Raw genomic sequence first — 13,600 nt, 5'->3', positions numbered from 1 at the left:
CCCGATGTAGAATGCCGCTCATGCACAGCCACACACTCGATTCCGATAACCGCGACAGCATTGCGCAAGCGCTGGGTGACGACCGCTGGATCGTCGCCTGCCTGTGCGCGGCCTGGTGCGGCACCTGCGCCGGCTACCGCGCCGCCTTCGAGGGCCTGGCCGCGCGCCATCCCGACAAGCATTTCATCTGGATCGACATCGAAGACCAGGCCGAGGTGGTGGGCGACCTCGATGTCGACAACTTCCCCACCCTGCTGATCCAGCGCCACGACATGGTCACCTTCTTCGGCACCATGCTGCCCGACCCGGCGCTGGCCGAGCGGCTGATCCTGGCCCAGGTGGCGCAATCGGACGCGGACCTGGCGCTCCAGGCACGCAGCAGCGAGGAGCGGCGCGAATGGCAGCAGCAGTGCAACCTGCGCGCACTGCTGCGGCGCGCCTGACACCGGGCAGGCATGAATTCGTTTGACTCAAGTCAACCGTGGCCGAAGGCCGTCCGCGCACCATTGCATGTCCTGATTGATCACTTTTTCGAAAGCGCAGATAATGGACATCATGGAAGCCCGTATTGTCAGACTTGAGTTGGCCGTAGAAAAGATCCTCGAGCGCCTCTCCGCCGTGGAGTGCGACATTGCGGTGATCCGTTCCAACTACGCCACCAAGGCGGACATCGCAGCACTGCAAGCCGCCATTGCGGCACTTGAGACAAGGATGCTGAAATGGTTCATCGGTAGCGCCATCACGCTGGCCGGTGCCGCCTTCGCCGCCGCGAAATGGATTAATTAGCTGTAGCTAATGGGCATCATGGCAGCCCGCATCATCAAATCCTCTCCAATGACGCCACCAAGGCCGACCTTGCAGCTCTACAAGTTGCCATGCAAGCGGCCATGCCGGCACAAGCGCGTGGACTCGACGCCAACATGGCGGCACCTGAGGCAAGGATGCGGACATGCTCGATACGTACCGCCATAGCGCTGGCAGTCCGCAATATCCCCTTGGCCGGACTCGCCCTTGCCGGCGCTAGGTCGTTGCACTGAGCGCGCTCCTGTCGACACCTTGGCCAAGCCCGCAATGCGGGGATTTTTGATGGCCGAATGCCTCCTGCGCCACCATTCCTGGCTGGCGAATATCTTGTACTTGCACGAAGATTGTCCTTAGAGCACCATTTACTGGTATTCTGTCGACCCTCCGTGTAATTATTGAAACTCTTCTAAAACGACATCGGGAGCGACGCCGGCGACAGCCTGCCGGCGCGCAAAACCGGTGCCGGATTGGATCACTTCCGCGCCCGAATGAACGCTCAACGACTCCTCAGCCTGATCCTCTCCGCCACCCTCGCCGGCCCCGCGCTGGCCGCTGGCGACGATAAATTCGACGACTATTTCGACACCCAGATGAAGGCGGCCCAAAAGGCCATGAGCGAGAAGCGCTACGCCAGCGTCAAGGAAACCGTGACGGAGCTCGAAAAAGCCCTCGCCAAGGCCGACCCGTCCTACGGCGAAAAATCGCAGTGGGCCTACGTGCTCGACTTCAAGCGCTTCGCCCTGGTCGAAATGGGCGAGCAGGAAGCGGCGCTGGAAAGCTGCCGCCGCACGGTCAAGGTGCTGGCGTCGAACGACTGGCCTTACCTCGAGGAATTCAACGTGGTGCGCGCCGCGCGCCGCGCCTGCCACAACATGCTGGCCTGGGAGCACAGCGCGGCCGCCACCACGCTGGCCCAGCACGAGGAAGCCATCGCCCAGATCGAACAATGTTTCGCGACCGTCTCGCCGATCGAAGACGACTCGGTGCTCGATAATTTCTACGAAACGCGCGCCACGGTCTACCTCAAGGCCAACGCCCTCGCCAAGAACAAGTATCAGCCGCAGTTGTTCGACACCCTGGCCCGCGCCGACCTGCGCAAATTGGCGCTGGACGACGACCCGGAGTTCGCCAAGATCATGAAAACGCCCGCTTACCTCAGTTTCAGGAAAGACTTCAAGCTTCCAAAGAAAAACACCAGGCCAGGCATCAACCTGTCTTCCATTTCATCCGACGACCGCTGACATCATGCTTCTTTCCGCCCGTACCGCCATGTTGAAAACTTCGATTGCCGCAGCCTGCCTGGCCCTCTCGCTCGGCGCCCACGGCGCCACGCCGCAGCCGCCCGCCGACGATACCGTGCGCGCCCAGATCGACAGCCTGGGCGACAGCACCATCGCCGCCCTGGTGGTCGAGCAGCGCTGGACCGAGGTGCTGCCGCTGGCACGCGCCTGGACCCGCAGCAATCCCGGCTCGGCGCGCGCCTGGTACTACCTCGGCAAGGCCCAGCACCACCTCGACAAACTGGCCGAGGCCGAAGTCTCGCTCAAGCGTTCGCTGAGCCTGGCGCCGGACGATGCCCAGACCTTGAACGAGCTGGGCAACATCGCCAGCAGCCGCGACAAGCGCGACGCCGCGATCGGCTACTACGAGCGCGCCCACAAGGCCGACCCGACCCTGCCGGCCGTGGCCGAAAACCTGGGCGCGGTGCTGGCCGCCTCCGGCAAGTACCAGCCGGCCCGCACCGCCTTGCTCAACGCCATCGAACTCGACCCGGCCAGCAGCTTCGCCTGGCACACCCTGGGCACGGTGCACGAAAAACTGGGCCAGATGAGCGAGGCCGAGCAGGATTACCGCAAGGCGCTGGAACTGGCGCCGGCGCGCGAGAACACGGCGGTCGCCCTGGCCACCCTGCTGCACGCGCAAGGCAAGTTCGCCTTCGCGCTGCAGGTCTACCGCAATGCCGTGCGCCAGCGCGCCGACGATCCGGCCGTGTGGCATGGCATGAGCAATTCGATGGCCTCGATCGGACGCATCGACGACGCCGTCAACGCCAGCCGGCGCGCGATCCGTCTCGATCCGACCTACGCCGCCGCCTGGCACGGGCTGGGCGTGCGCTATCTGCAAAAACGCAATTTCGCCAAGGCGCTGATCGCCCTGAACAAGGCGGTCACGCTCGATCCGAACTCGGCCAACGCCTGGACCAGCCTGGTGGTGCTGCACAGCCTGCGCCAGGACCAGCCGGCGCGGCGCAAGGCCCTGGTCCGCCTGCGCAAGCTCGACCGCGCCGCCGCCGACAGCCTCGCCAAATAAATCATTAACACTTAACAGCAAGCATCCATCCCATGACCATCGCCCTCCGCCCCCTTTTCGCCAGCGTGGCTGCCGCCCTCATCCTGTCCGGCTGCGTATCGGCCCCGGCCACCGATCCCGCCGCCAAGCCCGCGGTCCAGTACGGCATCCTGGTATCGAACGGCAAGCTGACCGAAGAAGGGGAACTGCGGCGCGACCTCGGGCTCGAGCACTCGACCGCCGGCCGCCACGCGGCGGCCTACGCCCAATGGCTGCCGCTGGCCGAACAGGGCCACAGCGAATCGCAATTTAACATCGGCCTGATGCTGCGCGACGGCCTCGGCGTGCCGGCCGACGCCGCCAAATCGCTGGAGTGGACGCGCAAGGCGGCGGCCGCCAGTTATCCCGACGCCTACTTGGCGCTCGGCGTGCGCCACGCCAACGGCAGCGGCGTGGCCAAGGACCCGGCCGAAGCGCTGCGCCTGTGGCGCCAGGGCGCGGGCCTGGGCGACGCCAACAGCGCCTTCTATGCCGGCCAGGCCCTGTTCTTCGGCCTGGACGTGCCGCGCGACGGTCCCGCCGGCCTGAAACTGCTGCTGCAGGCGGCCGAAGCCGATACGCCGAGCGTGCGCGCCCAGTCGATCCTCGGCATGATCTACCTGACCGGCGAAGATGGCGTGGCGCGCGACTATGCCAAGGCGCGCAAGTGGCTGTCGCTGGCCGCGGCCGGCGAAGACAGCCAGGCCCAGCATCACCTGGGCGTGATGTACCAGTTCGGCCGCGGCGGCCCGGCCGACGTGCGCCGCGCGATCGCCTGGTACGAACGGGCTGCGCGCCAGGGCAATCCGGCCGCGCTCAACAACCTGGCCACGTTCTACAAGAGCGGCAAGAACCTGCCGAAAGACGTGAAAAAGGCGCGCGAGTATTTCGAGCGTGCCCACGACGGCGGCAACCTCGACGCCACCGTCAACCTGGGCGACATGCTGTTCATGGGACGCGGCGCTCCCGCCGACCGCGACAAGGCGGTGGCGCTCTACAAGCAGGCCGCCGAGGCGGCCAACGGGCCCGGCCAATGCCGCTACGCGCGCGCGCTGCGCCACGGCGAGGGCGTGAGCGCCAACGCCGACGAATCGGCGGCCTGGCTGGCCAAGGCCAAGGCGGCCAAGGTGGCCTGCGACACCAGGCAAGCCCTGGCCGCGTTCCTGAAATGATGCGCGCTGCGGGCTGAAGCGGATTGCCGATCCACCCGCGCCAGGCCGCAGCCGCTGGCGCTGCCGGCGGCACGCGCGCCGATGGACCTGGCGCCGCGATCTGTGTACATTGGCTGATGCCGGGCCGCGCACCGGCAGCGTCCTCGCCGCCGGCGCCGCTGCCGGCCGAACCTCCACTCTTGAAGAGACTTCCATGACTCCACAGTCCTCCCCCGACGCCGGCGCTTCCGGCGGCGTCATCGAGACCGCCGCCGCCTACGGCGTTGCCGTGCCGCGCCCGCGCCTGCTGCTGGTCGTGCTGGCGCTGATCGCCGCCTGCATCCTGGTGCTGACCGCGATCGACCTGGCGACCCTCTCCGCCCAGATTGCCTCCCTGAGCAGTACGCCCGGGGCCGACAAGCTCCCGCGCGACGCAATGCGCGCCAGCCAGCTCAACAGCTCGCTGTTCATCGCGGCCCTCATGTTCGGCGTGCTGGCGCTGATCGCCTTCGGACACAACTGGGCGCGCTGGGTCTGGATGCTGGTCTGCATGCTGATGGGCCTGCTGGTTGCGGTGGGCTCGCTGGCGCTGATGTTCAGCTATGCCCCGCAGGCGGCCATGGCCAAGTGCGCCGTGTACCTGGTCCTGTTCGTACTCTCGTGCATGCTGTTTGCGCCATCGTCGAATGCCTGGTTCCGCCAGATCAAGGATATCCGCAACAATCCGCGCCTCAATCCGGCCTTCGCTAGCGCCGCCCCGGCCGCCGCCCCGCTGCAGGGCGAGTCCTACCATCCGTACGCGCCGCCCGGCGCCATGGCCGGCGCGCCCGCGGGTCCGGTGACGCTGCCGCCGCGCGCGCGCACGGTCACCGTGGCCGTCGGGCTGCTGCTGCTCAACGCGGTGGCCGGCATGGTGCTGGGGGTGATCTACATGCCCGAGGTGCTCGCCACCCAGAACGTTCCGCTGGGCGACGGCTGGATGAAGAATGTCGTCTACGGCGGCATTGCGTTCGGCATCGTCCTGATGCTGGTCCTGATGTACTTCATCGCGCGCGGCTCGAACGTGGCACGCTGGATCTGGCTGGTCATGTCCGTGATCGGCTTCCTGAATGCCTATTCGGCCGTCAAGACGGCGTTCGTCATCTCGCCGCTGTACGGCACGCTGGCCACCATCAGCCAGCTGATCGCGCTGGCCGGGACCATCCTGCTGTTCGTGCCCGCATCCAACCAGTGGATGCGCGCCGTGGCGCAGGCGCGCCGCCCCTGAAAAAGGTCCACCATGCCAAGTACCGCGATTACCTTAACGAAAGCCTTCATGCACACATCGCTGATCAGCGCCGGCCGCTACGCCGCCACCGCACTCCTGTTCACCCTGGCCATGGCGCAAGCCCACGCCGCCCCGGCCACCAAGGAAAGCCTGCGCCGCTATTTCGAGGTCGCCAAGGTCGCCAGCCTGACCGACAACGCCATCGAAACCATTTCGGCGGCCCAGGCCAGGGACTGGAAGGAAGAAACCGATCCGAAGGAAAAGGCCGGCAAGAAGGCGGTCTACGACAAGGCCGACCAGACCATCCGCAAATACATCAACTGGCCCGTGCTCGAACCGCTGGCGATCGAGAGCTACCAGAAGCTGCTCGACGAAGCGGACGTGCAGGGAATGACCGTGCACGCGCAGGGGCCGGTCGGCCAGCTCATCACCAACAAGCTCACGCCGGCCCTGATCGCCCAGCTGCCGGCCATCGGCCAGCACATCGAACAACGGGTCGACGCCATCATCGACCAGGACGACGCCGCGCCCAAGCCGGCGGTGGCGCCGCCGGCGCCGCCGGCGAACCGGAAGGAAGCGCTGGCGCGCACCATGCTGGGCGACTACCCGGGCGTGCGCGAGGAGTTCGACGCCATGATGGGCACGATCGAAGCGCGCATGATGCAAAGCGCCGCCATGTTCATGGGCGAACAGGCCGCCAAGATGGAAGCGCAGATGAAGACCTACGGGGCCCGCATCAGGGACCAGATCACCTTCGACGAAATCACCGCCCTCAAGGCGCGCCTGCTGGCCGATGCGCTGAGCGAAGCGGAAATGCACGCCATCATCGACGACAACAAGAAGCCGGCGCGCCGCGCCCAGCTGGTCAAGGCCAAGAAGGCCGAGGCGGAACTGCAGGTGCGCATGAACACCTATCTGCAGGAAAAGGTGTTCCCGGTGCTGGTGCCGGAACTGGTCAAAATCATCGGCACGAAGTAAGCCCTCAGGCCAGGCGCAGCGGCAGGCTGCGCAAGCGCTGCCCGGTCAGTTTGAACAGCGCATTGGCCACCGCCGGCGCGATCGGCGGCGTGCCTGGCTCGCCGACGCCCTCGGGCGGCTCGGCGCTCTTGACGATCACCGTTTCCACCTCGGGCGTGCTGTCGATCCGCAGCACCGGATAGTCGCCGAAATTGCCCTGCTCGACGCGCCCGTTGTTTACCGTGATCTCCCCTCCCAGCGCGGCCGACAGGCCGAACACCACCGCCGACTCCATCTGCTGCGCGATGATGTTGGGATTGACCGCCAGCCCGCAATCGATCGCGCACACCACGCGGTGCACGCGGATGCGCTTGTCCGTCACCGACACCTCGGCCACCTGCGCCACGATGCTGCCGAACGACTGGTGCAGCGCCACGCCGTGCGCGCGTCCGGCCGGCGCCGCCCCGGCCCTGGCCAGCGCCGCATCGAGCACCGCCAGGTGGCGCGGATGGCGCGCCAGCAGCGCGCGCCGGAACGGCGCTCCATCCTGGCCGGCCGCATGCGCCAGTTCGTCGATGAAGCTCTCCTTGAAAAAGGCATTGTGCGAGTGCCCGACCGAACGCCAGTAGCCGAGCGGCACGGCGCTGTCGACGATCACGTGCACCACGCGCTGGTTGGCGATCTCGTACTGCATGTCGTATTCGCCTTCGGCGGTGGTCTTGTCCGGGCCGACGCCGGGCAGGCCCAGGTTGCGCGGAAAATACTGGTGCGCGATCGAGCCGCTGGCCGACTTGTTGTCGTAGCTGACGATGGCGCCCTTCGCGTCCACGCTGCCCGTAAAGCGCGCCAGCGCGGCCGGCCGGTACACATCGTGCGCCATGTCGTCCTCGCGCGACCAGACCAGCTGCACCGGCTTGCCGCCTGCCGCCATGGCCAGCGCCACCGCCTGGCCCACCATGTCCACCTCCAGCCGGCGTCCGAAGCCGCCGCCCAGCAGCAGCACGTCGACCGCCACGTCGGCGCGCTCGACCCCCGCCACCTTGGCCGCCATGTCGACGCACATGCTCGGCACCTGGGTCGACGCCCACAGCCGCACCTTGCCGCCCGCCACCTGGGCGGTGCAGTTGACCGGCTCCATGGTCGCATGCGCCAGGAACGGCGCGCGGTATTCGGCGCTGATGGTCTTCAAGCCGGCCTTGCCCGCGGCGGCGGCCACGTCGCCGCTCTCGTGATAGGTAAAGCCCGATTCGGTATCGAGCGCGCTGGCGAACTGCCTGAAGATCGCGGCGCTCGACAGGCCCGCGTTGGCGCCCTCGTCCCATTTGACGGCCAGCGCGACTAGCGCCTGGCGCGCGCGCCAATAGGTATCGGCGATCACCGCCACGCCCGCGCCGGCACCGGTCCTGTGGCTGGCGGGAGGCGCCAGGCCCACCACCGCCACCACCCCGGGCATGGCCTTGGCCGCCGCCGCGTCGAAGGAGGCGACCTTGCCGCCCACCACCGGCGACATCGTCACCGCCGCGTACAGCATGCCGGGCGGCCGCGCATCGATGCCGAAGATGGCGCTGCCATTCACCTTGGCCGGCGAATCGCGGCGCGCCTGGGGCGTGCCGATCAGCGTGAATTCGGCCGGCTCCTTGAGGCGCACATCGCCAGGGCCGATATCGAGGCCCGCCGCTGCCGCTTTGGCCGCCAGGCTGCCGTACGAGGCGCGCTTGCCGCCGGAGTGCACCACGAAGCCGGCGACGCCCTTGCACTGCGCGGGCGGCACGCCCCATTCCTTCGCGGCGGCGGCGACCAGCATGGCGCGCGCCACGGCGCCCGCTTCGCGCATCGGCAGCCAGGCATCCTTGATGCTGCTCGACCCGCCCGTCATCATGATGCCCATCTCGCGCGCCACTTTGGAGAGCATCCATTGCGCCCCCTCCTTGACGCCGCCACGGTCGTCCGGATGGAAGGGCAAGGTCTCGCGCAGCACTTCAATGTTGCTGAAGATCTTGTCGATCGGCGCCTGGGCGATGCGCACCTGCGCCAGCGGCACGTCGAGTTCCTCGGCCAGCAGCATGGGCAGCGCGGTGTTGACGCCCTGCCCCATCTCGCAGCGCGGCACCACCACCGACACCGTGCCGTCGGGCGCGATCGCGACCCAGCCGTTGAGGGCCACCGCGCCGCCGCCGAGCGCCAACGGCTGCGCGGTATGCAGGCGCTGGCGCGGCGGCTGGAGACCCCAGCCCACCAGCAGCGCGCCGCCGGCGGCCAGGCCGCCGAGCAGGAAACGGCGGCGTGTCTTGTTCTTCGGTGTGCTCTGGCTCATTGCATTCTCATGGCGTGCGTGGGGAATCGCACTGTAGCACGGCCGCCGCCCGCTGCGCGAGCCTCAGGCCGGCAAGCGCGCCTGCCAGCGCGCCAGGATCGCGTCCGGCAGTTCCGGGCGGCTGTACAGGTAGCCCTGCGCCTGGTTGCAGCCGTGGCGCAGCAGGAAGGCGGCCTGCTCGTCGGTCTCGACGCCTTCGGCGATCACCGACAGGTTCATGCTCTTGCCGAGCTGGATGATGGCGATCGCGATCGCCTCGTCGTTGACGTCGGTCGAAATATCCTTGATGAAGCTGCGGTCGATCTTCAGGGTCTGCACCGGCAGCTGCTTGAGGTAAGCCAGCGACGAGTAGCCGGTGCCGAAATCGTCGATCGCCAGGCCGACGCCGATCGAGTGCAGGTCGTTGATGAAGACCAGCGCGTCGCCGGTATTCATGATCACCGACTCGGTCACTTCCAGCTGCAGGCGCTGGGGCGCCAGGCCGGTCTCGCGCAGGATGTCGGCCACCATGTTGACGATGCTGCCGCGCTCGAACTGCTTGACCGAGAGGTTGACCGCGATCTTCGGCACGTGCAGGCCGGCCGCTTCCCAGCGGATCATCTGGCGGCAGGCCTCTTCCAGCACCCACTTGCCCAGCTGGTTGATGAAGCCGGTGTCCTCGGCCAGCGGGATGAAGCGCACCGGCGTCACATTGCCCAGCTCCGGATTGTGCCAGCGCACCAGCGCCTCGACCCCGATCAGGCGGCCGCTGTCGATTTCGACCTGCGGCTGGTAGTTCAGGAAGATCTCGTTCTTGTCGATCGAGCGGCGCAGCATGGCTTCCAGGCGCAGGCGCTCGACCCCTTCGCCGGTCATCGACGGCGCATAGAACTGGTAGCCGTTGCGCCCGCGCGCCTTGGCCTGGTACATGGCCACGTCGGCATTCCGGATCAACATGGTCAGGTCGGCCGCGTCGTCCGGGAACATGCTGATGCCGACGCTGCCGGTGACGAACAATTCGTAGTCGGAGACGATGAAGGGCTGTTCGAACATGGCCATCAGCTTTTCGGCCACCAGGCCGGCCCCGACCTGGCCGGCCACGTTCTCGAGCAGGACGATGAATTCGTCGCCGCCCAGGCGCGCCAGCGTGTCGCCCTCGCGCAGCTTGCCCTGCAGGGCCGCCGCGACCTGCTTGAGCAGTTCGTCGCCAACCTGGTGGCCGAGCGTGTCGTTGACGTTCTTGAAGCGGTCCAGGTCGATGAACAGCACTGCCAGCTGCTGGCCGTCGCGCGCGGCGCGCGCCAGCGCGTGGTGCAGGCGGTCGTGGAACAGCAGGCGGTTCGGCAGCGCGGTGAGCGAATCGTGGTGCGCCATGTGATCGAGCTGCTCCTGCGATTCCTTGACCTTGGTGATATCGCTGAACACCGCCACGTAATGCGTGGTCAGGCCGCGATCGTCGCGCACCGCCGACACGGTGAGCCACTGCAGATAGGTTTCGCCGTTCTTGCGCGTGTCCCAGCGCTCGCCGCGCCAGAACCCGTGCTCGCCCAGTTCGGCCCACATCTGCTGGTACATGGCCGGGTTTTCGGTGGTGGAACGGGTCAGGCGCACATCCTTGCCGACCGCCTCGATTTCGGTAAATCCCGTGATCTGCGTGAAGGCCGGGTTGACGGCCACGATTTCGAGGTCGACGTCGATCACCATCACGGCGTCGGCGATGTGTTCGAGCACCGTGGCCGACAGGCGCAGCTCTTCCTCGGCCTCGCGCCGCTCGGTGACGTCGGCATACACCCAGATGCTGCCGCCGTTGGGGCGCGCCGGGTCGAGCGCGCAGCCGCTCACGCGGCACCAGAACACGGTGCCGTCTTCCTTCATGTACTCGCGTTCTTCGTTGTAGTCCTTGCCGTCGGCCAGGGCCGCGTACTGGCGTTCGCCCGCGCGCAGGAATTCCTCGTGGCTCGGGTACATGATGTCGGCCAGCTTGCCCGTCATCTCGCCGCTGGCGTAGCCGAACAGGTCTTCGCAGCGCCGGTTGACCGACACGATGCGCCGTTCGCGCACGAACATCACGCCGAACATGACGTTGTCGAGGATCGCGCTCTGCTCGGTCAGCAGCGCCTCGATGCGCATCTCGTTGTGTTTGCGTTCGCTGATGTCGGAGATGATCCCGTCCACCCACGAATCCTCCAGCCTGTCGGCGGCCTGCGGCTGGCCGTTCTCGGACACCCAGCGCTCGGTGCCGGTCGAATCGATGATGCGGTACTCGATTTCGTACGGCCGCCCGCTGCTCATGGCCTCGCGCACGGTGCGGCTCTGCATGCGCCGGTCCTCGGGGGTGATCAGGTCCGACCAGGCGTCGGTGGTGCTGCGCATGAACAGCGCGGCGGCGTAGCCCGAAATGTCTTCGATGGCGTCGCTGACGAAATCGATCGAGCCGCCCGGGCGCACGCGGAACACCGCGCCCGGCACCTGGGTGACGATGGTGCGAAAGCGCTCCTCGCGCCGGCCGATGTCTTCGAACAGGTGCTTGATGGCGACCCGCATCTGCTCCATCTGCTTGGCCAGGCGGCCCAGTTCATCGCTGCCTTCGAGTTCGAGCCGGGTTTCGAAGTCGCCGTGCGAGAGGCGGTCGGAAAACTTCATCAGCTGGCGCAGCGGCACCAGCAGGCGCTTGTTCAGGAACAGCACGATCAGCGCCAGCGAGACGGTCAGCTGGAACGCCAGCACGAAGGCGTAATTGGACTGCTTGCCGCGCAGCTCCTGCTGGCTGCGGGCGTCGTCCATCTCGACCACGACCACGCCGATGCGTTCGCCGCGCACCAGGATGTCGCGTTCGGCGCGGTAGATCTGTCCGACCGGGCGCTGGGCCGAGTGGATGTTGATGAACTGGGCGTCGGACTGGCCGATCACCTGGACGTGCAGCACGGACGGATCGCGCATCACCGATTCGACCAGCGACTGGGCCGATTCGGCGTTCATGTTCCAGAGCGACTCCTGCATGCCGAGGGCGAGGATGTCGGCATTGCGGCGCAGCGACTCTTCCAGCACCGCCTTGGCCGCCTTCTGCTCCTGCACGCCGATCAGCACGTAACTGCCGATCAGGGCGGGAATGACCAAGCCGCCGAAAACGACCAGCATCAGCGCGCCGTAGATCGACAGCCCGTACAGCCTGCCCAGCTTGGTACGGAAACGTTGGTAGGCCGTGCTAAGCATGCAGCGAGTCTGAAAGCATACGGGGAGATGTCTGAATGATAAGTTAGACAATAAAAGTTTTCTACACGGAATTATGCACGGAAGCACCCGCCAAGTCATCCACGGCACGGGAGGATGAGGCGTTTTACCGACGTCTTCGCAAAAAGCGTGCGACGACCTTCTGACGTGTGCTACGAACACCGTGTAATGTTGTGGATGAGCCAAATACTTATAGTTCAGCAAGTGAACAATTCCACCGAGGCCCCCCCTACATTGCCATTGGTGCGGACGCGAAAGCTCTCAAGATATGTCGTCTGAGCCACATATTTTCCGACAACGCAATGTTTCCATTAAGTCATGAGCACACCCAACCTTTTGGGAAGTGTCGTCAATGTATGCAATTCATTCTTGTTCTTACCAACACGGGTTAAATTTTTATATGGTCAAAGATCAGATTGGCCAGGATAGAGGTATATTTTTTGTGGAAAGATAGCTTCTAAGTAAGTATTTTCACTTAAAAATATCTTAAAATATCCTAAAGCAATATCGCCGTGCGATATCGGAACTACTTGTAATTCAAGTTCCGAAAATTTTGGCCAGTAAAATGAGCCTGAAATTGCCCACCAAATTCGCTGTGCATAAATATAATCATCAAAAATTTAAGTTAGTGTGAATTTTATTGCAACTTCACTACGAAGTGGTGAGTGCATGAATAGAATTAATCGACTTACAAACCGGAAATTTTTAATTATGGTGACATACATGAAGACTTGCCTCTTTTGCAGCACACCCGTTACAACGTCAAACAAGGCGAGGGAACATGTATTAAAAAAATCTTGGCTAAAAGCACTTAAATATGAAAAATTGCCAATGCATAGAACTTGCTCAAGCCGCGAAACTCTTCTCGATTTTCGCACCATTCCGGCAATTTCCGTATTGACGGGCGATGTATGTGGCGAATGCAACTACGGTTGGATGGAACAACTCGATAAAAATATCGAGGAGATTGTGATGAAACTATCAAAAAACTCTGGTCTTAATATCGAAATTAACATTAGCCAAAAGGATGCAAGAAATATAGGAAGATGGCTACTAAAAGTCGCATGTGTACACCAATACACCGACACAATAGACCGTCGTCATATTCCTTTATCTATCCGATCTAGCCTTAGAACAGATGACTATCTTCCACCAAGCTTTGTGGTTTTTGCAATTCGAAGCTGGATGAACACTCCTGGGCTAGATATATCAATATTAGATGTCTGGTCAGAGTCAGAAGCAGAGACTTTAACGAATTTCCCACAGAGTACGCGCCTGAAATTCGGCATAAGGTACGACAATGTTATTTTTGGTTGTTGCTATGTACATTCAGAGAATCCGACGTTTATTGGCATCGATGGCTTTCATTATCCATTAATAACATCTCAAGCAAAATTTAGACTTGATAAAGTAGTGAACACTCAAGAATATTTCACCTCCTTGCCGCAATTTTTTGGACGACAAAACACCATTGTAGAAGTAGCACTAGCGACGCTTGGCGTAGAATTTTAGGACAAGCAATTGCCAAAACCGTGGCAATGGCGACCAAACGGCGCGCGCCCCAGCGCG

10 protein-coding genes are annotated in these 13,600 nt (G+C 64.0%); 8 read left to right on the top strand and 2 right to left on the bottom strand.

All coding sequences use genetic code 11. The annotated features are described in order from the left end of the window. The first annotated feature begins 20 nt into the window (after positions 1-20). The 7 genes from EJB06_RS05505 (at position 21) to EJB06_RS05475 (ending at position 6,528) form a co-directional block, all read left to right on the top strand. The gene (locus EJB06_RS05505; RefSeq protein ID WP_126073019.1) at positions 21-443 is read left to right on the top strand and encodes a thioredoxin family protein; all 423 of its coding nucleotides are present in this window, start codon (positions 21-23) and stop codon (positions 441-443) included. A gap of 103 nt (positions 444-546) precedes the next feature. Beyond that, the gene (locus EJB06_RS05500) at positions 547-786 is read left to right on the top strand and encodes a hypothetical protein (RefSeq protein WP_126073018.1); all 240 of its coding nucleotides are present in this window, start codon (positions 547-549) and stop codon (positions 784-786) included. A 506-nt stretch (positions 787-1,292) separates the two neighbouring features. Next, positions 1,293-2,045 carry a hypothetical protein gene (locus tag EJB06_RS05495; RefSeq protein WP_126073017.1) on the top strand — a complete coding sequence of 251 codons (753 nt, stop codon included), beginning with the start codon at positions 1,293-1,295 and terminating at the stop codon, positions 2,043-2,045. A gap of 28 nt (positions 2,046-2,073) precedes the next feature. Further along, positions 2,074-3,114 carry a tetratricopeptide repeat protein gene (locus EJB06_RS05490; RefSeq protein ID WP_164557828.1) on the top strand — a complete coding sequence of 347 codons (1,041 nt, stop codon included), beginning with the start codon at positions 2,074-2,076 and terminating at the stop codon, positions 3,112-3,114. 32 nt (positions 3,115-3,146) lie between these two features. Next, positions 3,147-4,304: a tetratricopeptide repeat protein gene (locus tag EJB06_RS05485; RefSeq protein ID WP_126073015.1), complete on the top strand. Its 1,158-nt coding sequence runs from the start codon at positions 3,147-3,149 to the stop codon at positions 4,302-4,304. Positions 4,305-4,497: 193 nt separating this feature from the next. Continuing rightward, positions 4,498-5,550 (top strand): hypothetical protein, encoded by a 1,053-nt coding sequence (locus EJB06_RS05480; RefSeq protein WP_126073014.1) that lies wholly within the window; start codon positions 4,498-4,500, stop codon positions 5,548-5,550. A 48-nt stretch (positions 5,551-5,598) separates the two neighbouring features. Continuing rightward, positions 5,599-6,528: a DUF2059 domain-containing protein gene (locus EJB06_RS05475; protein WP_126073013.1), complete on the top strand. Its 930-nt coding sequence runs from the start codon at positions 5,599-5,601 to the stop codon at positions 6,526-6,528. Between the two features lie 4 nt (positions 6,529-6,532). Here the strand turns inward: EJB06_RS05475 and EJB06_RS05470 are convergent, their stop codons facing one another. Then, positions 6,533-8,821: a xanthine dehydrogenase family protein molybdopterin-binding subunit gene (locus EJB06_RS05470; RefSeq protein WP_126073012.1), complete on the bottom strand. Its 2,289-nt coding sequence runs from the start codon at positions 8,819-8,821 to the stop codon at positions 6,533-6,535. A gap of 63 nt (positions 8,822-8,884) precedes the next feature. Then, entirely contained in the window at positions 8,885-12,013 is a 3,129-nt protein-coding gene (locus EJB06_RS05465) for a bifunctional diguanylate cyclase/phosphodiesterase (protein ID WP_126073011.1), read from the bottom strand. 741 nt (positions 12,014-12,754) lie between these two features. Here EJB06_RS05465 and EJB06_RS05460 point away from each other — a divergent pair. Then, positions 12,755-13,543: a hypothetical protein gene (locus EJB06_RS05460; RefSeq protein WP_126073010.1), complete on the top strand. Its 789-nt coding sequence runs from the start codon at positions 12,755-12,757 to the stop codon at positions 13,541-13,543. Positions 13,544-13,600: the final 57 nt, after the last annotated feature.

It is taken from the genome of Massilia atriviolacea (assembly GCF_003953935.1).
GTDB classification, from domain to species: Bacteria; Pseudomonadota; Gammaproteobacteria; order Burkholderiales; family Burkholderiaceae_D; genus Telluria_A; species Telluria_A atriviolacea.
This window is presented reverse-complemented; position numbering and strand designations above follow the sequence as displayed.